Source organism: Roseobacter sp. N2S, from assembly GCF_031454055.1.
Lineage (GTDB): Bacteria > Pseudomonadota > Alphaproteobacteria > Rhodobacterales > Rhodobacteraceae > Amylibacter.
This window is the reverse complement of record NZ_JAVDQB010000001.1, coordinates 414,572-433,811: the sequence shown is the minus strand read 5'-3', so window position 1 is coordinate 433,811 and position 19,240 is coordinate 414,572. Positions and strand designations below refer to the sequence as shown.

The 19,240-nt window shown below is 55.3% G+C and carries 21 protein-coding genes; 6 read left to right on the top strand and 15 right to left on the bottom strand.

Translation table 11 applies throughout. The features are described 5' to 3' along the window. Positions 1 to 52: 52 nt before the first annotated feature. From GGE09_RS02160 to GGE09_RS02150, 3 genes are all read right to left on the bottom strand, one after another. Positions 53 to 1,495: a DUF2125 domain-containing protein gene (locus GGE09_RS02160; protein ID WP_309743405.1), complete on the bottom strand. Its 1,443-nt coding sequence runs from the start codon at positions 1,493 to 1,495 to the stop codon at positions 53 to 55. Between the two features lie 195 nt (positions 1,496 to 1,690). Further along, positions 1,691 to 2,422, bottom strand: coding sequence for a hypothetical protein (locus tag GGE09_RS02155; RefSeq protein WP_309743403.1), 732 nt, complete (start codon positions 2,420 to 2,422; stop codon positions 1,691 to 1,693). Further along, positions 2,394 to 2,708, bottom strand: a complete 315-nt coding sequence (locus tag GGE09_RS02150) for a hypothetical protein (RefSeq protein WP_309743402.1) — start codon at positions 2,706 to 2,708, stop codon at positions 2,394 to 2,396. The genes GGE09_RS02155 and GGE09_RS02150 overlap by 29 nt, the downstream gene beginning before the upstream one ends. A 169-nt stretch (positions 2,709 to 2,877) precedes the next feature. Between GGE09_RS02150 and GGE09_RS02145 the strand changes: the two genes are divergently transcribed. The 3 genes from GGE09_RS02145 (at position 2,878) to GGE09_RS02135 (ending at position 5,182) form a co-directional block, all read left to right on the top strand. Beyond that, the gene (locus GGE09_RS02145) at positions 2,878 to 3,249 is read left to right on the top strand and encodes a hypothetical protein (protein WP_309743400.1); all 372 of its coding nucleotides are present in this window, start codon (positions 2,878 to 2,880) and stop codon (positions 3,247 to 3,249) included. Between the two features lie 103 nt (positions 3,250 to 3,352). After that, positions 3,353 to 3,964, top strand: a complete 612-nt coding sequence (locus tag GGE09_RS02140; RefSeq protein WP_309743398.1) for a ribonuclease HII — start codon at positions 3,353 to 3,355, stop codon at positions 3,962 to 3,964. Positions 3,965 to 4,075: 111 nt separating this feature from the next. Further along, on the top strand, positions 4,076 to 5,182 hold the full coding sequence (locus GGE09_RS02135; RefSeq protein ID WP_309743396.1) for a site-specific DNA-methyltransferase: 1,107 nt from the start codon (positions 4,076 to 4,078) through the stop codon (positions 5,180 to 5,182). Between the two features lie 134 nt (positions 5,183 to 5,316). Here the strand turns inward: GGE09_RS02135 and GGE09_RS02130 are convergent, their stop codons facing one another. From GGE09_RS02130 to GGE09_RS02110, 5 genes are all read right to left on the bottom strand, one after another. Then, positions 5,317 to 6,492: an NAD(P)/FAD-dependent oxidoreductase gene (locus GGE09_RS02130; RefSeq protein ID WP_309743393.1), complete on the bottom strand. Its 1,176-nt coding sequence runs from the start codon at positions 6,490 to 6,492 to the stop codon at positions 5,317 to 5,319. Beyond that, the gene (locus GGE09_RS02125; RefSeq protein WP_309743391.1) at positions 6,482 to 7,144 is read right to left on the bottom strand and encodes an HAD hydrolase-like protein; all 663 of its coding nucleotides are present in this window, start codon (positions 7,142 to 7,144) and stop codon (positions 6,482 to 6,484) included. The genes GGE09_RS02130 and GGE09_RS02125 overlap by 11 nt, the downstream gene beginning before the upstream one ends. A 104-nt stretch (positions 7,145 to 7,248) precedes the next feature. Next, entirely contained in the window at positions 7,249 to 7,572 is a 324-nt protein-coding gene (locus GGE09_RS02120) for a hypothetical protein (protein ID WP_309743390.1), read from the bottom strand. A gap of 60 nt (positions 7,573 to 7,632) precedes the next feature. Then, positions 7,633 to 8,460, bottom strand: a complete 828-nt coding sequence (gene dapD, locus GGE09_RS02115) for a 2,3,4,5-tetrahydropyridine-2,6-dicarboxylate N-succinyltransferase (protein ID WP_309743388.1) — start codon at positions 8,458 to 8,460, stop codon at positions 7,633 to 7,635. An 84-nt stretch (positions 8,461 to 8,544) separates the two neighbouring features. After that, entirely contained in the window at positions 8,545 to 9,465 is a 921-nt protein-coding gene (locus GGE09_RS02110) for a threonine/serine dehydratase (RefSeq protein WP_309743386.1), read from the bottom strand. Positions 9,466 to 9,562: 97 nt separating this feature from the next. Between GGE09_RS02110 and GGE09_RS02105 the strand changes: the two genes are divergently transcribed. After that, a complete protein-coding gene (locus tag GGE09_RS02105) occupies positions 9,563 to 10,372 on the top strand; it encodes a TIGR00730 family Rossman fold protein (protein WP_309743383.1) in 810 nt (269 codons plus the stop codon). A 37-nt stretch (positions 10,373 to 10,409) separates the two neighbouring features. Here the strand turns inward: GGE09_RS02105 and paaZ are convergent, their stop codons facing one another. Further along, on the bottom strand, positions 10,410 to 12,437 hold the full coding sequence (gene paaZ, locus GGE09_RS02100; protein WP_309743381.1) for a phenylacetic acid degradation bifunctional protein PaaZ: 2,028 nt from the start codon (positions 12,435 to 12,437) through the stop codon (positions 10,410 to 10,412). Positions 12,438 to 12,617: 180 nt separating this feature from the next. Between paaZ and paaI the strand changes: the two genes are divergently transcribed. Beyond that, on the top strand, positions 12,618 to 13,049 hold the full coding sequence (paaI, locus tag GGE09_RS02095) for a hydroxyphenylacetyl-CoA thioesterase PaaI (protein WP_309743379.1): 432 nt from the start codon (positions 12,618 to 12,620) through the stop codon (positions 13,047 to 13,049). Positions 13,050 to 13,069: 20 nt separating this feature from the next. Next, the gene (gene paaK, locus GGE09_RS02090) at positions 13,070 to 14,362 is read left to right on the top strand and encodes a phenylacetate--CoA ligase PaaK (protein WP_309743377.1); all 1,293 of its coding nucleotides are present in this window, start codon (positions 13,070 to 13,072) and stop codon (positions 14,360 to 14,362) included. Between the two features lie 4 nt (positions 14,363 to 14,366). Here paaK and GGE09_RS02085 read toward each other — a convergent pair whose 3' ends face one another. Genes GGE09_RS02085 through pcaF form a run of 6 tightly spaced genes read right to left on the bottom strand, consistent with a single transcriptional unit; the run spans position 14,367 to position 19,194 of the window. Further along, positions 14,367 to 15,437, bottom strand: a complete 1,071-nt coding sequence (locus GGE09_RS02085; RefSeq protein WP_309743375.1) for a 2Fe-2S iron-sulfur cluster-binding protein — start codon at positions 15,435 to 15,437, stop codon at positions 14,367 to 14,369. Between the two features lie 10 nt (positions 15,438 to 15,447). Further along, a complete protein-coding gene (paaD, locus tag GGE09_RS02080; RefSeq protein ID WP_405048519.1) occupies positions 15,448 to 15,912 on the bottom strand; it encodes a 1,2-phenylacetyl-CoA epoxidase subunit PaaD in 465 nt (154 codons plus the stop codon). A gap of 5 nt (positions 15,913 to 15,917) precedes the next feature. After that, positions 15,918 to 16,670 (bottom strand): 1,2-phenylacetyl-CoA epoxidase subunit PaaC, encoded by a 753-nt coding sequence (gene paaC, locus GGE09_RS02075; protein WP_309743371.1) that lies wholly within the window; start codon positions 16,668 to 16,670, stop codon positions 15,918 to 15,920. Then, on the bottom strand, positions 16,670 to 16,954 hold the full coding sequence (paaB, locus tag GGE09_RS02070; protein WP_309743369.1) for a 1,2-phenylacetyl-CoA epoxidase subunit PaaB: 285 nt from the start codon (positions 16,952 to 16,954) through the stop codon (positions 16,670 to 16,672). Before paaB ends, paaC begins: the two co-directional genes overlap by 1 nt. 5 nt (positions 16,955 to 16,959) lie before the next feature. Next, on the bottom strand, positions 16,960 to 17,949 hold the full coding sequence (gene paaA / locus GGE09_RS02065; RefSeq protein ID WP_309743367.1) for a 1,2-phenylacetyl-CoA epoxidase subunit PaaA: 990 nt from the start codon (positions 17,947 to 17,949) through the stop codon (positions 16,960 to 16,962). Positions 17,950 to 17,988: 39 nt separating this feature from the next. Further along, positions 17,989 to 19,194 carry a 3-oxoadipyl-CoA thiolase gene (gene pcaF / locus GGE09_RS02060; RefSeq protein ID WP_309743365.1) on the bottom strand — a complete coding sequence of 402 codons (1,206 nt, stop codon included), beginning with the start codon at positions 19,192 to 19,194 and terminating at the stop codon, positions 17,989 to 17,991. Positions 19,195 to 19,240 lie beyond the last annotated feature (46 nt).

Genomic DNA, 19,240 nt, shown 5'->3' with positions numbered 1-19,240 from the left:
AACGGCAGGGCTGCAAAACCCTGCCGTTTCGTTTTACCCTAGAAAATCGGTGTTATTGGATGCGTTGACCGTTGGCCAGAATCGCACCGCCTTCTTTCATTTCAATCTTGGAAATCAGATGATCCGCACCATCGCCGCCCGGCACCGTGAACATGCCAGACATCATCTTGACCATCTGACCCTGTTGCTGTGGCACCAAACCAAGGGCCACCAGTTTATCCAACAGACCAACGCCGCCTTTCAAATCAAGGTTCAACTCGCCCACCGGCATCGGTGGGAAGGTGGCGTTATTCACATCAGCCGCCCCTGTTCCATGCAGTTTTGCCCCTGCCAGTTCCAGTGAAATATCATTAATTTCAACGCTATCCACCTCTATCGGCATGGATTTCGCCTCAGGCGCATTTAACGCGTCAATCAGCCATTTCACTTGTGCTGTCAGATCAATGTTCAGCAAAGCTGCTTCACGGGGCAGTGCGCCTGTGGGATCAAACATGCCCCAAACCGTGTCAGAAACCGTCAAGCCGTCAAACCCCAACTGTAGCCGCGCCGGCATCGCCGTATCGGCCTTTTTCAATGGCATCTTCAGATGGGTGGTCATATTTTCCATTTCCGCCGAAAACGGCGGCATCGGCATGTTCTTCAACTTTGCGTTATAGGCCACGTTCTGTGCCGTACCGCCCATGTCAAAGGTGCCGTCCTGCACTGTTAGCGTGCCAACCGTGCTGCCCCCTTTGGTGTCGATAATCATCGCCATATCGGGCGTTGTCATATCCGTGGTGCCTGAAACCGACCCCATGGTGTAATTGACCGAGACATTGCGCGTGCCGTCAAACAACTGGCCCAGCGTTTCCTTGCTGATGGCATCCATGTCAAAATCTGCAGCCAGATCGCTGTAATTTCCCACGGTAGACATTTGCGTCTTACCGTCATCAAGCGAATAGGTCACATCCAGACCTGCCACCTTAAAATCGCCCTTATAGTGGAGCATCTCTGCACCCGAGCTGACTTGATGCCCCACGATATCACTGGCATCAATATTCAACGAAAACACAGGCTCTGCCGATGACATCATCACCGTCAACTTATCCGCTGCCATATCGTGATTACGTGCGCCTTTGACGCCGGACACAATATGTTCAACCCCATCCGTGCGCAGCACCATATCCATCTTGGGCTGTTCTCCTTCAGGGTCGATCTTGATGATGACCTCATCGGGATAGCTGATGGAAACCTTACCACCGCCAATTTCCTCGGCCTTGATAAAGGCCAGCGTATAGCTGCCTTTGGCGTCGGGCAGGCCGATAACCACGTCACGCCATTCGACTGTTGTTCCAGACACGTCTTTCGCACCCGGCGCGACCGCCATCCCCGAGGCGCGCATCTCGTCGAAATATTCGTTGACGACTTCCTGGGCGAGATCTTGGGCAAAAACCGGTGCGCCAAAGGACGCTGTTGCCAGCACCACGGCGGACAGATGCTTATAGGAAAATGACATGAAACCTCCTGAACTTTGTAAACTTATAATAGCTGACGCGCGGGGAAAAACTATGGGATTCGGCGTGCTGGCGACAGCTTCTCATAAAAGCGAATTTGTTGCAATTTAGCGTATGGGCAAGGGCGTAACTGTGCATTAGCGCACAAAAAACCAACGGTCTGAAAAGCCGCTGACCAATAGCTGAACCGCCACGCTTTACAGCATGCGGATCACATCCCGATCAATGGATAGCATATACCCCTTGCGGCTGATGTTTTTGATCAACAGATGGGATACCATCTGATTGCCCAACTGGTCGCGCAGCCGTTTGATGCGAGTGGCCCCTGCGGCTTCTTCGCAATCAATGGCGTTTTTGCCCGAAATCATCGCTTCCAGCTCTGCGCCGGTCACCACCTCGTCATCCAAACGGGCCTCGCACAACACAGACAGGGTTTCGCAGATGCTTTCGGTCAGCTCGAATTCCATGTTGTTGATATAAACCACCCGTTCATCCCGACTGACAATCAGACTGGTGATATGGATGCCGAATTGCTCGATCTCATCCAGACGACGGGACAGGCCGTAGTTTGTGAACAAAAAGTAAAGCGCAGACAGCAACAAGGCCGAGGCCAGCAGCAACAGGATAAAAATAATCAGACGATAACTTTGCAGAACATCTGCAAAAGCCGTGCCGGATTGGGCCAACACCTCTAGCAGTTTGATCTGCTCGCCGGTGGTCAGCGCATCGTTTTCCGCAAAAATCCGCGCCACACGGTCATTGAACGCATTGGCATCCGGCAGCGCCATAAACAGCACAACCGCCGTGACAAGGATCAGCACCAGAACCAGCACCGATCCCGACACCACAACATTACGCGGCTTTAATCGCGACAACAACGTACGCGGCTTGGCCTTGGGGTTAGTATCTAAGGAAGAATTGTCCGGCATTGCCCCGTCTCTGTTGCAGCCCGCGTTGATCGAATGTGGAGACCACCCGCAACAATGTCCAGCCATCCGATGCAATACGGCGGCTAACGGCCTGCGCGGCCCGTTGTGGATTGCGACAGGCGCCGCCATTTAACTGGATCACACCGTAGTGCAACTGCAACGACCCCGAGGCAGAGCGCTTTGCTTTATAGTCAGCATAACAACTGTCCTGCGCCACCGCGATATTCGCCGAGGCCACAAACGCCAGCAGCAGGGCCGCTATCCGAATTTTGAATCTGTGTTTCATAGGCAAATATCTGCGCAATCCTGTCTGGTAATACAATATCAAAGGCAAATTTGCCCGTTGTTATCCCATAACACGGCGGTGTTTTTGTCTGACACGGCGGTTTGGCGCACATTCGGGACATGCCGCGATGCACCCCCGCACCGCACAACCCGATCAAAGGAAAACCGCCATGTTTCGTAAACTTACCCTGACCAGTGTTCTCGCTTTTGCCCTTGTTGCGGCACCTTTCACCGCCCCCGCAGCTCTTGCCCGTGACGACGGAGACCGTTTGCTGATCGGTCTGGCGGCCTTGGGTGTTCTGGGTGCTATCGTCCATGATAGCAATAAATCCAGTTCCAGCCACACCTACAGACGGCCCGTCTATGTTCAGCCAAGACCCCAACCCCGCGTTCATTATGTACGCCCGCCACAACATGCGACTGTGCCCCCAAGACAGTGTCTGCGCCAAAAATGGACTCGCAGCGGCTGGGTTCGGTTCTACAATCAGGCCTGTGTGAACCAATACCGTCCGATTGCACGTGGCGGACATTACCGCCGCTAAATCAACAGGCTACAATGCGACATTCACAAAACAGGCGGCACGTTCAAGTGTCGCCTGTTTTGTTTTGGTTGCAATAGGGGTCAAGGCACGGCACCTACGGCATATGATAGATACAGAAATTGAACCCGCCCTGCGCCAATCGCGAAACATCCTGCGAATTGCAGGGGTTGATGAAGTCGGGCGCGGCCCTTGGGCTGGCCCTGTCACCGCCTGCGCAGTGGTGCTGGACCCGCTGAACATTCCAGAGGGATTGAACGATTCCAAAAAACTGTCCGCCAAACGGCGTGATCTTTTGTTCGACCAGATTCTTGCCACAGCAGATGTGGGCATCGCCCATGTCAGCGTGGAAGACATCGACCGGATCAATATCCTACAGGCCTCGTTACTGGCGATGAAAAACGCCCTTGGTGCGCTGTCTGTCCCGCCCGAATTCGCCTTGATCGACGGCAACAAAACGCCGCCCGACCTGCCCTGCCCATCCGAATGCCTGATCAAAGGCGACGGGCGTTGTCTGTCGATTGCGGCGGCTTCCATTGTGGCAAAAGTGACGCGGGACCGGATAATGGTGGCGCTTTCGCAACAGTTCCCTGGCTACGGCTGGGAAACCAACGCGGGATACGGAACAAAGACCCATTCGGAGGGATTGGCTGCCTTTGGTGTGACACAACATCATCGGCGTTCCTTTAAACCAATACACAACATATTGTGTTCATAAGGCTGCCTCAAAAACGTCTTATTCTTGCCATCGAATAAAATTGACCTCGAATCCAGAATGACTCATTCTAGGGACAACGACGTGAAAATCACGCGATGACGAGGCAGTAAAATGACGAACAGTACACCTACCAACGGCGGGGATTCCCTGCCGCTGAACCAGATTTTGTCTGGTGATTGCATTGAAACGATGGACGCTCTTCCCGAGAATTCCGTTGATCTGATCTTCGCAGACCCCCCCTACAACCTTCAATTAAAAGGGGAATTGCACCGCCCCGACAATTCAAAAGTGGACGCAGTTGACGACCACTGGGACCAGTTCGCCAGCTTTAAGGTCTATGATGACTTTTCCCGCGAATGGCTGCGCGCCGCACGCCGCATCCTGAAACCGAACGGGGCGATCTGGGTGATCGGTTCCTATCACAATATCTTCCGCGTGGGTGCTTGTTTGCAAGATGCCGGCTATTGGATCATGAACGATGTGGTCTGGCGCAAATCCAACCCGATGCCCAATTTTCGCGGCATGCGGCTGACAAATGCCCATGAAACTATGATCTGGGCGACCAAATCGGAAAAATCCAAACCCACTTTCAACTACGAAGCTTTGAAGGCTTTGAACGATGGTGTGCAGATGCGATCCGACTGGGTGTTGCCAATTTGTAACGGACACGAGCGTCTAAAAGACGCCGAGGGCAACAAAGCCCATCCGACTCAAAAACCCGAAAGTTTGTTGCACCGCGTGTTAATCGGATCGACCAATGTGGGTGACGTGGTTCTGGACCCGTTCTTTGGCACAGGCACCACGGGCGCTGTTGCGAAAAAACTGGGCCGTAACTTTATCGGCATCGAACGGGAAGCCGCCTACCGCGACGTTGCCGAGAAACGGATCGCAGACATTCGTAAATTCGACAATCAATCGCTGGAAGTTTCTACATCCAAACGGGCTGCACCGCGCGTGCCTTTCGGTCAGTTGGTCGAACGGGGCATGCTGAATCCGGGCGAAAAGCTATACGCGTTGAACGGACGGCACACCGCCAAAGTTCGCGCAGATGGCACACTGATCGGCAATGATTGCAAAGGGTCGATCCACCAAGTTGGTGCTGCTTTGGAAGGCGCGCCATCGTGCAACGGTTGGACTTACTGGGGCTTTCGCAAAGAGGGCAAAACCATGCCCATCGACCTGCTCAGAGAACAGATCCGCGCCGAAATGACCGCGTAAATAAGCGCATAAAAAGTTTACCGCCGACGTTCGGGGCCGCCCCCGAGCGCGAAGCCTGACTAGCCCTGCCCTTGTGGCAGGGCCTTTTTTTGTGTGGGATCAGGCAATCAAGATAGAGCCTAAAAATCAGCACCTTATCCGGTGATCTTGGCTTTCAAACTTAACCAGACAGTGCGCAAGATCGTCTGCCACCCGAACCGCGACCGCACCAGCGCCGTCATCTCGCGCTCTGACAGGCGGGCAAGCCGGCGTACAGATTTATCCCAACGTTGCGGGGTATAGCCTGCAATACGCTGGTTCATCATAAACCCGAAGGTATAATCCCGCTGAAATTCCCGCTTTGCAGCCGTTTCATAGCGCTTCAATGCCTTGGCATCCCCGTCCAGATGGGCCGTGACTTCCTGGCCCAGCACCCGCCCGAAAGCGATCGCCATGCGGATGCCTTCACCCACGGTTGGGCTGGCGAAATTGGCCGCATCGCCCGTGCGCACCACATTGCCGAACACCAGTTCAGGATCATAAGCCACAGAAGGAATAATTCCCGCGTTCACTTCGTAATCTTCAGGAATTTCAATGCCGTAGCGGGTTGCATAACCACCGTCCTGAAACGCATCCATTACCTGTCTGGGTGTTAAATCCGTGTCTGGATTGATCACGCCAACCCCCAAGCGCAAGCGGTTGTTGGCTGTCGGGAAAATCCAGCCATATCCCGTTAACGCCGTGGCCCCCACAAACAGAACCGCGCGGTTTTGTGCAAATTCGCCACGGGGGAATTCATATTCGATCCCCACGCCGGTACGTTCCGGCTTTTGCCCCAGACCAAGGCTTTCCAGCACCGCAGACTGCCAGCCAGAAGCGTCGATCACCATACGGGACAGGATGCTAAACGTGCCCCGCTCTCGGGATCGGATTTCGGACAGGAACTGCCCGTCTTCTTGTTCAACACAGCCCAAAAACTTGGCCCCTGTCATCAATTCGCGGCGTTTGTCGTCCGACAGGCTGGCCAGATGTTGATAAACACCTGTCACATCCATCACTGCCATTTTGTCGTCTTTTACCGCAAACCGCGCCTCGGCATGATCCGAGAAGAAATCCAACTGGTCGATCACCTGATACAGGTTTTCAGGAATGCCCAGCGCCCGCATATCGCGCTGCCATGTGCCACCGCTGGTGCGCACAGGCAGGCCGATTTCGGCGTCCTGATGCACGACGATACTGTGAATTTCATCCCCAAGATGGGATGCCGCCGACAGCCCCGCAGGGCCACCGCCGACAATCAGCACGTCACAAGCTATGGTGTCAGTCAGCATCTAAACCGAGCAAATCAAACACAATTTCGGGAACTTCCTCGGGTGCGCCAGCCAATGCGTCTGCTTCGGACTGGTGCAGTTCATCGGGTTCGCCGTAGCCCCACAACGCGCCAACACTTGGGATGTCATTGTTGCGCGCGCCAAAGATGTCGAACCGCCGGTCGCCGATCATCACCGATTGCGCAGGTTCCGCACCGGTTTCATCCAGCGCGTATTTCAGCAGGTCGGTTTTATCCGCATTGGTGCCGTCCAGTTCCGAGCCGAACAGCCGTTCCACATGGGCATGAATGCCGAAATGTTCGATGATTTCCTGCGCATAGATATGGGGTTTGCTGGTGGCCACATAGATTTTTGCATCCACCTGATGCAGCGCGTCAAACATTTCCCCCACACCGTCATAAACATCGGCCATATACATGCCATCATCGGTGTAAAAGCTACGGTAATGGTCCACGGCCTCTTGCAGATCGGCACCTGGCCCCAGCAGAACGTCAAAGCTGTTCCACAAAGGCGGGCCGATGCACCATGTCAGATCATCTGCATGGGGAATATCGGTCATGCCCATTTCTTTCAGCGCGTGCTGGATGGCGAGGGTGATTCCCTCTTTGGGATCAATCAACGTCCCGTCGAGATCGAAGAATAATGTAAGCATGAAAGCCCCCGTCGCTGATTGTGTTGCCAGCGTTATCGGTAAATTTGCACCGAAATACCACCGAATAGCGCGGGGGGTTCACCGAAAGGTGAAAATCGGGGGGATCAGTCGTAAAACGGGGTGACTTGGGCGACGATAACCGAATTTTCATCCAAGGCCCGTTGCATCAGGCCCTCTTCGTCTTCGTTGATGTCATGTCCCTCGGCGCGGCGTTCGGCCAAGGTGCCATAGCCCGATACATCCAGCGGTGCCATATCGGCCTGCTTCAGGATGGCCACGGTTTCGCGCACGGCTTCGGCTTCGTCTATGCCGCTGGCAAAACACATCAGGGCAGCACCTGTTGCGTTTTTGGGCAGGCCATCGCCGTCGCTGCGGCCCACTTCGACCAGCAGGGTAAAGACTTGTTGTTTGGAATCAGGTTTTGCCACAGGACTTGCCTTTGTTGGCGCACCACATCAGGCAGTGCGCCGTTTCTGTTAACCGATGGCTTAGTCGCGCAGCAGTTCGTTGATAGAGGTTTTGGAGCGTGTTTGCGCATCCACCCGTTTCACAATCACAGCGCAATACAGGTTCACACCGTTTTTGGATGGCATGGAACCAGACACAACAACCGAGCCGGAAGGCACTTCGCCGTACATGACTTCGCCGGTTTCGCGGTCCAGAATTTTGGTGGACTGGCCGATGAAAACACCCATCCCCAGAACAGACCCTTCGCGGATGATACAGCCTTCAACAACTTCGGAACGGGCACCGATGAAACAGTTGTCCTCAATAATGGTCGGTCCCGCCTGCATGGGTTCCAATACGCCGCCAATGCCAACGCCGCCTGACAGGTGGACGTTTTTACCGATCTGCGCACAGCTGCCCACGGTGGCCCAAGTGTCAACCATGGTGCCTGTGTCCACATAAGCGCCCAAGTTCACAAAAGACGGCATCAGCACAACACCGGGTGCCACATAGGCAGATTTACGCACGATGCAGTTTGGAACTGCACGGAAACCAGCCTGTTTCCATTCGTCATCGCCCCAGCCTTTGAATTTGCTGTCAACTTTATCCCACCAGCTGGACCCTTGCGGCCCGCCGTCTTGTTGTTCCATGTCTTTCAGGCGAAAGCCCAACAGAACCGCCTTTTTCGCCCATTGGTTCACATGCCAATCGCCGTTGTCTTGGCGTTCAGCCACACGCAGTTTACCGCTATCCAAAGCGTTCAGCGTTGATTCAATTGCGTCACGGGTTTCGCCTGTTGTGGCGGGCGTAATTTCGTCGCGCGCGTCCCATGCGGCTTCGATTGCGGATTCAAGCTGTGCGTTTGACATATGGATTTTCCGTTTTGCTGGTCTCAAGTTCCAAGGCGCTATACCGTTTAAGCGCCCTTCGCACAATCACCCAAAGGACCGCAATCAACCAAAAGGATCGTCGGACAAGTTGCCGCCACAAACAAGCACCGCAACCTTTTCACCTTTTGCAGGAGTATAAGCCCCGCACATCAACGCAGACAGGGCAGTTGCACCTGCAGGTTCCACCAGTTGGCGGGTCTCTTTCCACAGGGCGATCTGCGCGGCGGTGATTGCATCATCGGGAACTACCACACTGTGAACCTGAGTTTGTTGGGCCAAATCGAAACAAATCTGCCCGATTTTACCTGCCCCCAGCGCATTGGCCGCAACGCCGCTGACCTCTACTTGGGTGGGTTCACCCGCCGCCAAAGCTTCATTCAGGGTCGGGGCAAGCGCAGGTTCTACCGCCACAATTTTGCGCCGCCTACCCAACCAAGCCATCGCCCCCGCGATCAAGCCGCCACCGCCCACGGCGATCAGGACAGTGTCTGCGTCAAGACCCTGATCCTCCCATTCGGCCATCACGGTGCCCTGCCCTGCCACAGTGGCGGGCGCATCATAAGCATGCACCTGCATGGCACCTGTTTCCTGTTCATAGGCCTGCGCCGCAGTCAGCGCATTGGCGTACACACCGCTGACCACTTGCAAATCAGCGCCACAGCGTTCGATCAGGGCGATCTTGGCTGGCCCTGCCATTTCGGGCACAAAAATCTTGGCCTTATGCCCCAGTTTTTGCGCCGCGTAAGCCACCGCCGCCCCGTGATTCCCACCAGATGCTGCAACCAGCCCGGCCTTTGGAACATCCAGCGACAACAGCGTGTTAAACGCCCCGCGTGCCTTGAAACTGCCCGTGTGTTGCATCTGCTCCAGCTTTAGGCCGATGGAATGACCCAAACCAAAGCCGTTAAAATCCAGCACTGGCGTGCGCACAACATGGGCGGCCACCCGTTGATGGGCCGCGGTAATTTCTGATTGCCAATTCATAATGTTTTCTTCCCGATTTCCAGACCTGACACGGACGTTGCAAAACGCTAGACGACAGGCAATGCTGGTGCAACCACAGAACCAAAGGGCTTTATCAATGGCAAGAAAACAAAAGACATTTCCAAACGCAGAAGATGACATTCGCAAGGCAGCGGGCGTGCCTGACACGCCGCAAACGCGGTCTCCGGCCTATCGGCTGGCCTTTGCCGATGATGATTTCCTGTGCCGCGATGAATTGCGCGCCACGCGAATCCAGTTGGAAATGCTCAAACCCGAACTGGTGCTGGCGGAAAAAGGCATCGAAAGCACCGTAGTGATGTTTGGTGGCGCAAGAATCCCCGAACCTGCTAAAAAGGATAAAGCCCGCACCAAAACCCTGTCCGAGCTGTCAAAATACTATGACCAAGCCCGTGAATTCGCCCGTCTGATGACCATCAAAAGCATGGAAAGCTATGGCCGCGAAAACGTGATTGTCACAGGCGGTGGACCCGGCGTGATGGAGGCAGGCAACCGCGGCGCTGCCGATGCAGGTGGTGCGTCCATGTCGCTGAACATCGTTTTGCCCCACGAACAGGCGCCCAATGAATATTGCACCCCTGATCTGTGCTTTAACTTTCACTATTTCGCCACACGCAAAATCCATTTCCTGATGCGCGCCAAGGCGATCACCGTGTTTCCGGGCGGCTTTGGCACGCTGGACGAATTGTTCGAAACCCTGACGCTGATCCAGACTGGCCGGATGGAACGGATGCCTGTGTTGTTGTTTGGTGAAGCCTTCTGGCGGTCTATCATCAACTGGGAGGTTCTGGCCGAAGCTGGCACAATTTCCGCCGATGATATCAAGCTGTTCCACTTTGTAGAAACCGCCGCCGAAGCCGTGTCTATCATTGAGGATTTCAAACGCTAAACTACTTTACAGCGCACGAATAACGCGCTGTAAATGCTTAGTATTCATTCATCGTCATCAATTCATATTCGGCCACTTGTTCGCCGTGCTGATTGATCAATAGAACATGCCAACGAACCTCGCCGTAGTCTTGATTGCGGCGGGTTTTGTGGCGCACCGTAAGCTGCACCTTGATGCTGTCATCCGGACTAACGGGCTTTTGAAACCGCAACGCATTTAGACCCGTATTGGCCAAAACCGGACCCGGATCAGGCTGCACAAACAACCCCGCCGCAAAGGACAGAAGCAGATAGCCATGAGCCACCCGCCCCGGAAAGAACGGATTGGCGCGGGCGGCTGTGTCATCCATATGGGCGTAAAACGTGTCACCTGTGAAATGGGCGAAGGTTTCGATGTCTTCCAGCGTCACAACGCGCGGGACTGTTTCCAGCGTATCGCCAAGCTGTAAGGCGTTGAAACCAAGGGTAAACGGGTGGCGATCAAGGGTCTGTTTCGGCGCCCCCGGCACCCATGTTTGTGCCACCGCTGACAGGATTTCCGGACTGCCCTGAACCGCCGTGCGCTGCATGTAATGCATCACACCGCGCACGCCGCCCAGTTCTTCGCCGCCGCCCGCACGTCCGGGGCCACCATGCACCATATGGGGCAGCGGTGATCCGTGGCCTGTGCTTTCATCCATGCTGTCGCGATTGTTGAAATACAAACGCCCATGATAAGCGGCTGATTTTATAGCCATTTCTGCTGCAAACTGTGCATCATGCGTAAAGACCGAGGCCACCAAAGACCCGCCACCCCGATTAACCAACGCCGCCGCATGACTTGTATCGCGGTATCCCAGAACCGTGGAAACAGGGCCAAAAGCCTCGGTTTTATGGATCTGGCGGGCAGCGTCGGCGTCTGTTGCGTGATACAATCGCGGCGCCATAAATGCCCCCAAATCAGGATCAACACCCAGCGGAGTGAAAGGACCGTCGCCGAAAACCAATTCGGATTCAGACGCAAGAAGATCGGATTTCGCCAAGACATCCGCCTTTTGTGCGCCCGACACCAAAGCACCCATGCCGACTTCCGGCAAACGGGGATCGCCCACTTTGACCTGCGCCAATGCCGCCGCCAGCGCATCACACAGATCGCGTGTAACAGCTTCGGGGGCGAAAATCCGTCGAATGGCCGTACATTTTTGCCCCGCTTTTACGGTCATTTCGGTCAAAACCTCTTTGACAAAAAGGTCAAATTCCGGCGATCCAACCACCGCATCCGGCCCCAGAACCGAGGCATTTAAACTGTCTTGTTCGGCGGTAAAACGCACCGAATTTCGCAGGATATTAGGGGTACTGCGCAACATAAGCGCAGTGTTGGCGGACCCTGTGAAACTGACCGCGTCCTGACAGTCCAGAATATCCAGCAGAGTCCCAGCAGAGCCTGAAATCAATTGCACCGCCCCGTCGGGAAACAGCCCGCTTTCAACGATCATCCGCACACAGGCCGCCGCAACCTGACTGGTGGCCGTGGCAGGTTTCACGATGCAGGGCACACCTGCCAAAAGGGTCGGTGCCAGTTTTTCCAGCATCCCCCAAACAGGAAAGTTGAACGCGTTGATATGTACTGCAACCCCTTGTAAAGGCGTGTAAATATGCACCCCTTGAAAGCTGCCTTTGCGCGACAACTGCTCAACCTCGCCGTCCAGATAGACCTGTGAATCCGGCAAGTCCCGTCGGCCTTTGGATGCAAAAACAGAGACCGTTCCAATGCCCCCGTCTACGTCGATCTTATGATCCGCAAGCGTACCACCTGTGTCATAAGACAGCTCGTACAACTCTTGTTTTCGCACGCTCAGATAGGCGGCTAAATCCTTTAACTTATAGGCGCGATCGTGAAAGGTCATCTCCCGCAGGGCAGGCCCGCCTTGGTTCACGGCAAAATCGCGGGCGGCGGTCATGTCCAGTCCGCCATGACCGCACAACGCGATGGGTTGCCCCGTGATCGCACTTTTGATCTGTGTCGCGTCTTTTGCAGGGGAAATCCACTGCCCGCCGATAAAACTATTCACTTCGATCAAGGTCATTGGAGGAATCCTTTCGCGTTTAGTGGCCCCATGTTTTCACATGCGCCCGAATGGCCGGACAAGGGTCTGATCAAGGCCCTTTTTAACGGTTTTTTAACTGTGAAATTCATCAGAAAAGTTTGACCTGCGACCCTTTATATTGCAATGTTTTTCTTAATAATTTCAGTAGGATCAGCTTGAATGAGTATCACTGAACAACAGCGTGCAGAATATAGCGCAGCGGCTATGGGTGCCAATGATAAAGCCTCGGCGTTTCTGGGGATTTCACTGGTTTCTGTCGGCCCCGGTGTGGCAAAAATGCAGATGCCTGTGAGCGAAAATCACTGCAACGGCCACGGCATTTGTCACGGCGGGTTTATCTTTACGCTGGCGGACAGTTGCTTTGCATTTGCCTGCAACAGTTACAATCAATCGACTGTCGCGCAGCACAACACAATTTCTTATGTGGCCGCGGGAAAACTGGGCGATCTGCTTACGGCCGAGGCACAGGAAATCAGCCGTAGCGGGCGCAGTGGGATCTATGATGTGCTGGTGAAAAATGATGGGGGAGACATCATCGCCAGCTTTCGCGGTTGTTCGCGCACAATCAAGGGACAGAATTTTCAGGAGTAACATCCTGACAGGGAGGAAACATGAAAGACCTGACACCGGCGCGGGCGGATCTCGATCCGATCGAAATCGCCTCGCGCGATGAAATCAGTGCATTGCAATTGACGCGGATGCGCAAAACCCTGAACCACGCCTATAAAAATGTACCGTTTTACCGCAAATCTTTTGATGATGCGGGTGTGCATCCCGATGACCTGAAAACCCTGTCCGATCTGGCAAAATTCCCCTTCACCGTGAAATCCGATCTGCGTGACAACTATCCCTTTGGCATGTTCGCAGTGCCGCAAAATCAGGTGGCACGGGTGCATGCGTCGTCGGGAACAACGGGCAAGCCGACCGTGGTGGGATATACGGCGGGGGATATCGACAATTGGGCAAATCTTGTGGCGCGATCCATGCGGGCCAGCGGCACAAAAGCGGGGGATATTGTGCATATCGCCTATGGTTACGGGCTGTTTACCGGCGGGTTGGGTGCACATTACGGGGCAGAAAAACTCGGCTGCACCGTCATTCCTGTGGGTGGCGGGATGACTGCGCGGCAATTAACCCTGATTCAGGATTTCAAACCGACCACCATCATGGTCACGCCATCGTATATGCTGAACATCATGGAGGCGTTTCAGGCCGAGGGCATTGATCCGCGCGAAACCTCGCTTGAGGTGGGGATTTTCGGGGCCGAACCCTGGACAAACGCCATGCGCACCGAGGTTGAAACCGCTTTTGATATGCACGCCGTTGATATTTACGGATTATCCGAGGTGATGGGACCAGGGGTCGCCAATGAATGTGTGGAAACCAAAGACGGTTTGCACATCTGGGAGGATCACTTTTTCCCCGAAATCATCAATCCCACCACGGGTGAGCCTGTGGCCGACGGCGAAGAGGGCGAGTTGGTTTTCACCACCCTGACCAAAGAGGCTTTGCCGATCATCCGCTATCGCACACGGGATTTGACGCGGCTTTTGCCCGGTTCGGCGCGGTCCATGCGGCGGATGGAAAAGATCACGGGACGCAGCGATGATATGATGATTTTGCGCGGTGTAAACGTGTTCCCCACCCAGATCGAAGAGCAGCTTTTGGCGACCAAAGGGCTGGCGCCGCACTATCAGATAGAACTGTTCAAAGACGGTCGGATGGATGCCATGTCAATAACCGTTGAATTGGCAAACTCTAGCGGGGATCGGGCAGAGTTGGCCCGCGCGCTGGCGGGGCGGATCAAGGATGTGGTGGGGGTTTCCGCCAAAATCAATGTGGGCGATCCAGGGTCTGCACCGCGATCAGAGGGCAAGGCGCAGCGGGTTATCGACCGAAGATAACCCCTTATTCGTCGTAGTTTAGCACCAATTTTTCGGAAACAGGCACGGATTGGCAGGTCAGGATATAGCCGCGCGCGACCTCGTAATCCTCCAAGGCGTGATTGGCCAGCATTTCAACCTCTCCTTCCAGAACTTTGGCGCGGCAGGTGGAACACACACCCGCGCGGCAGGCAAAGGGCGCACCTAGGTTGGCGTCGATTGCGGCTTGTAAAACGGTTGTGCCATCCAGCGGAAATTCGATCCCCCGCGCAGTTCCGTCGATGGTGATTGTCGCCTGCACCGATTTCGCGGAAACGGCGGCCAGTTTTTCCATCACTTTGCGACTGACCCGCCCCTGCTGTGCGCTGGCGAATAATTCGTATTTTATCCGTTCCTTCGCCATACCGTGGCGTTGCAAAGCAGTGGAAATTTCCTGCATCATCGGCTCTGGCCCGCAGATAAACGCCTGATCCATGGTCTTGATATCCACCCAAGCTGCAAACAGATCGTCACATTTTTGCCCGTCCAAACGGCCCGTGAACAGGTCAATATCCTGCGCATCCTGTTTCAAAATATGCACCGTATTGAACCGGCCCATGTGGCAATTTTTCAGGTCTTCCAGCTCTTCGCGGAACATCACGGAATTCAGGTTTCTATTGGCATAGACCAGCGTCATTGTGCACAGCGGTTCCGCTTGAAGCGTGGTTTTGATCAAGGACAGGATCGGCGTGATACCTGATCCCACCGCAAACAGGATGTAGTTTTTCTGCGCCAGATCGTTCAGCGGGACATGGAAATTGCCCATAGGTGGCAAGGCCAACAGCGTATCACCAACCGCCATTTCGGTATTGGCCCAGGTGGAAAAACAGCCTCCATCAACCCGTTTGATCCCCACTTGCAAGGCACCATCAATCGGGGAGTTACACAGGGAATAAGACCGCCGCAGATCAACACCGTCAAAGGTTTTGGCAAAAGTCAGGTATTGGCCTTGGGTGAAATCAAACGCCGTGCCGTCCTTGGATTTCAGACTGACAACCACCGCATCACGGGTGGTTTTGCGCAGATCGGTGACCTTTAGTTCGTGAAAATCCACCATCATTCAGACCCTAAATGCACTTAAAATAATCAAACGGTTCCAGACAGGATGTGCAGCGCCACGCGGCCTTACAGGGGGTAGACCCGAACTGGCTGATCTTTTCCGTCTGTTTTGAACCACATTGCGGGCAAGATTGCGGCCCGCCCGCAGCAGTGGGCGGTGCGATGCCGTATTTTTGCAGCTTGTCCCGCCCTGATTTGGTCAGCCAATCGGTTGTCCAAGGCGGGGCGAGTTGCGTCTTTATTGTGATGTTTTCTAGCCCCTTGGCCCGCAAGGCGGTCTGGATATCCATGCTGATTATCGCCGTGGCAGGACAGCCGGAATAGGTAGGTGTCACGGTAACAACAACCCCGTCCCCGTCCCGCGCCACATCGCGCACAATCCCCAGATCGGTGACGGAAATGACGGGGATTTCGGGATCGGGCACATCCCCCAACCACGTCCAAATCTGCGCCACATCTGGCAGCTGTGTCATGGCAATCACCATGTCGCCCCGGGATAGGCCCGCTGTAAGAACTGCATTTCTGCCAGTAAAAACCCCAGATGTTCGGAGTGGCGTCCCGATTTACCGCCCAGATGGGCAAAGTCGTCTTTGGGAATTGCCAGATTGCCCAGCGCACAGGCCGCGCCGATGGTGTGATCCCAGTCGTGCCGCAGAGTTGCCAGATCCGGAACAAGACCCGTCAAAGCCTGCTCTACAGCGTCGCCTGCAAACATTTCACCTGTGTAGGGCCACAGAATATCCAACGCATCCTGCATCCGTTGGTGGCTTTCCTTTGTGCCATCCCCCAGCCGCACCACCAAATCGCGTGACCGTTCCAGATGATAGCTAACCTCTTTCAACGATTTCTGCGCAATTGCCGCTACCCGCTCATCTGCGGAATCTGTCAATCCTGTCAGCATCCCCTTATGCCAAGCATCAAACAAGAATTGCCGCATCAAAGTACGAGCGAAATCCTGATTGGGACGTTCGACCAGCAGCAGGTTTTGAAAATCAAACGCATCCCGCAAAAAGGCCAGATCGTCGGCACTGCGGCCTTTGTTTTCCACCTCACCCGCCAGCCCCAGCCACAGTTGCGTCTGGCCAATCAGGTCCAGCGCAATGTTGGCCATTGCGATGTCTTCTTCCAGCATCGGGCCGTGGCCGCACCATTCAGACACCCGATGACCCAAGATCAGCGTGCTGTCCCCCATGCGCAACAAGAACTGGAATAAGGCGCGGTCTTGGTCCATCACATGGGCCCTACGTCTTCGGGAATGTCGAAAAACGTTGGGTGGCGATAGACTTTATCGTTGGCAGGTTCAAACAACGGGCCTTTTTCGCTGGGGGCGCTGGCGGTGATTTCTATGGCTTTCACCACCCAGATCGACACGCCCTCATTGCGCCGCGTATAGACGTCGCGGGCGTTGTTGATCGCCATTTCCGCGTCTGGCGCGTGCAGGCTGCCGACGTGACGGTGGGACATGCCGTGCTGGCCGCGAATAAACACTTCCCACAGTGGAAATTCCTTGCTCATATCGCTTACTCCGCCGCCAAATGAGTGTCTTGTTTCGCCGCATGGGCCATCAAACCGTCGCGCACCCAAGCGCCGTCTTCCCAGGCCTTGACCCGTGCGCCAAGCCGTTCGCGGTTACACGGGCCGTTGCCTTTCAGCACCTGATAGAATTCATCCCAATCAGGTTGGGAAAAATCATAACCGCCTTTTTCATCGTTCCACTTCAGGTTTTCATCGGGCACCGTCAGCCCCAGATAATCCGCCTGTGGAGCGGTTTGATCGACGAACTTCTGGCGCAATTCGTCGTTGCTGTTCATCTTGATCCGCCAAGCCATGGACTGCGCGGAATGGACGCTGTCCTTGTCGGACGGGCCGAACATCATCAGCGCGGGATACCAAAAACGATCCAGCGCATCCTGCGCCATACGTTTTTGCGCGTCAGAGCCGTTTGCCATCTTCATCATGATGTCAAAGCCCTGCCGCTGGTGGAAACTTTCTTCCTTGCAGACCCGAACCATAGCCCGCGCATATGGCCCGAATGAGGTCCGTTGCAGCGGCACTTGGTTCATGATCGCCGCCCCGTCCACCAGCCAGCCCACAGCGCCCATATCGGCCCAAGTCAGCGTGGGGTAGTTAAAGATCGACGAATATTTCGCCCGCCCCGAATGCAACTGGTCGTACATTTCATCGCGGCTGATCCCCAGCGTTTCTGCGGCGCAATACAGGTACAGGCCGTGACCTGCTTCGTCCTGTACCTTGGCCAACAGGATCGCCTTGCGTTCCAGCGTTGGGGCGCGGGTGATCCAGTTGCCCTCGGGCAACTGGCCAACGATTTCGGAATGGGCGTGCTGGCTGATCTGGCGGATCAGGTTCTTGCGATAGGCGTCGGGCATCCAGTCTTTCGGCTCGATTTTTTCGCCTGCGTCGATCCGCGCCTGAAACGCCGCTTCCTGCGGCGTCATTTCGGCTGCCGTTTTCACGGTTTTTCCGGTGGATTCTACCATCTGTGCATACATTAGTATTCTCCGTTTTACGCCGCAAATCAGCCCGACGGGTCAGACCCGCTCGATAATCAGGGCAAAGCCCTGCCCCACACCCACGCACATGGTGCACAGCGCATAGCGCCCGCCTGTGCGTTTCAATTGATAAGCCGCCGTGGCCACCAAACGGGCACCGCTCATGCCCAAAGGATGGCCAATCGCGATGGCGCCGCCGTTGGGATTTACCTTGTCGCTGTCGTCTGGAACGCCCAAATCGCGCAGCACAGCGATGCCTTGGGCGGCAAAAGCCTCGTTCAATTCGATCACATCCATGTCGGCCATGGTCAGGCCGGTGCGGGCCAACAGCTTGTTCACTGCAGGCACAGGACCAATGCCCATCACACGGGGCGAAACACCTGCTGCCGCCGCGCCAACCACACGGGCAATCGGCGTTAACCCGTGGGCCTTTACAGCCGCGTCAGAGGCCAGCAGAACCGCCGCCGCCCCGTCATTAACACCGGATGCATTGCCCGCCGTCACGCTTAGGTCAGGGCCGTTAATACCGCGCAGTCCTGCCAGCTTTTCCACGCTGGTGGCGGGGCGGGGATGTTCGTCTTTGGCAAAGGTAATCGGGTCGCCCTTGCGCTGGGGAATGGTCACCGGCACGATTTCATCGGCAAACAACCCAGCCTGATCCGCTGCATCCCAGCGGGCTTGGCTGCGGGCGGCCATCGCGTCTTGGTCTGCGCGGGACACGCCATAATCCGCCGCTACATTATCGCCGGTCTGGGGCATGCTATCAGTGCCATGTTCGGCATGCATCTTGGGGTTCACAAAGCGCCAGCCGATGGTGGTGTCAAACACCTCATTGGCGCGGGAAAAGGCGGATGTGGCTTTGGGCATCACAAAAGGCGCGCGGGTCATGCTTTCGACCCCACCTGCAATCACCAAATCCATATCGCCAGACCGGATCCCCCGTGCGCCCAGCGCAATCGCATCCATACCAGACGCACACAGGCGGTTGATCGTAGAGCCGGGCACATCCACTGGCAGTTTCGCCAGCAAGGCCGCCATCCGCGCCACGTTGCGGTTATCCTCACCCGCCTGATTGGCACAGCCAAGGATCACATCGTCCACAGCCGCCCAATCCACCGAAGGATTACGCGCCATCAAGGCTGCAATCGGCAGCGCAGCCAGATCATCGGCCCGAACAGTCGAAAGACTGCCACCAAAGCGGCCAATAGGGGTGCGCACAGCGTCACAAATGAAAGCGTCAGACAAAGGAAGACTCCTGTTTGTTGGAAGGTAATTTAACACGGTTTCGCCA

Bases quoted from the DNA above. Each gene is read 5' to 3' on its own strand.
- GGE09_RS02160 (WP_309743405.1), bottom strand. From the start codon at position 1,495: ATGTCATTTTCCTATAAGCATCTGTCCGCCGTGGTGCTGGCAACAGCG.
- GGE09_RS02155 (WP_309743403.1), bottom strand. From the start codon at position 2,422: ATGCCGGACAATTCTTCCTTAGATACTAACCCCAAGGCCAAGCCGCGT.
- GGE09_RS02150 (WP_309743402.1), bottom strand. From the start codon at position 2,708: ATGAAACACAGATTCAAAATTCGGATAGCGGCCCTGCTGCTGGCGTTT.
- GGE09_RS02145 (WP_309743400.1), top strand. From the start codon at position 2,878: ATGTTTCGTAAACTTACCCTGACCAGTGTTCTCGCTTTTGCCCTTGTT.
- GGE09_RS02140 (WP_309743398.1), top strand. From the start codon at position 3,353: ATGATAGATACAGAAATTGAACCCGCCCTGCGCCAATCGCGAAACATC.
- GGE09_RS02135 (WP_309743396.1), top strand. From the start codon at position 4,076: ATGACGAACAGTACACCTACCAACGGCGGGGATTCCCTGCCGCTGAAC.
- GGE09_RS02130 (WP_309743393.1), bottom strand. From the start codon at position 6,492: ATGCTGACTGACACCATAGCTTGTGACGTGCTGATTGTCGGCGGTGGC.
- GGE09_RS02125 (WP_309743391.1), bottom strand. From the start codon at position 7,144: ATGCTTACATTATTCTTCGATCTCGACGGGACGTTGATTGATCCCAAA.
- dapD (WP_309743388.1), bottom strand. From the start codon at position 8,460: ATGTCAAACGCACAGCTTGAATCCGCAATCGAAGCCGCATGGGACGCG.
- GGE09_RS02110 (WP_309743386.1), bottom strand. From the start codon at position 9,465: ATGAATTGGCAATCAGAAATTACCGCGGCCCATCAACGGGTGGCCGCC.
- GGE09_RS02105 (WP_309743383.1), top strand. From the start codon at position 9,563: ATGGCAAGAAAACAAAAGACATTTCCAAACGCAGAAGATGACATTCGC.
- paaZ (WP_309743381.1), bottom strand. From the start codon at position 12,437: ATGACCTTGATCGAAGTGAATAGTTTTATCGGCGGGCAGTGGATTTCC.
- paaI (WP_309743379.1), top strand. From the start codon at position 12,618: ATGAGTATCACTGAACAACAGCGTGCAGAATATAGCGCAGCGGCTATG.
- paaK (WP_309743377.1), top strand. From the start codon at position 13,070: ATGAAAGACCTGACACCGGCGCGGGCGGATCTCGATCCGATCGAAATC.
- GGE09_RS02085 (WP_309743375.1), bottom strand. From the start codon at position 15,437: ATGGTGGATTTTCACGAACTAAAGGTCACCGATCTGCGCAAAACCACC.
- paaD (WP_405048519.1), bottom strand. From the start codon at position 15,912: ATGACACAGCTGCCAGATGTGGCGCAGATTTGGACGTGGTTGGGGGAT.
- paaC (WP_309743371.1), bottom strand. From the start codon at position 16,670: ATGGACCAAGACCGCGCCTTATTCCAGTTCTTGTTGCGCATGGGGGAC.
- paaB (WP_309743369.1), bottom strand. From the start codon at position 16,954: ATGAGCAAGGAATTTCCACTGTGGGAAGTGTTTATTCGCGGCCAGCAC.
- paaA (WP_309743367.1), bottom strand. From the start codon at position 17,949: ATGTATGCACAGATGGTAGAATCCACCGGAAAAACCGTGAAAACGGCA.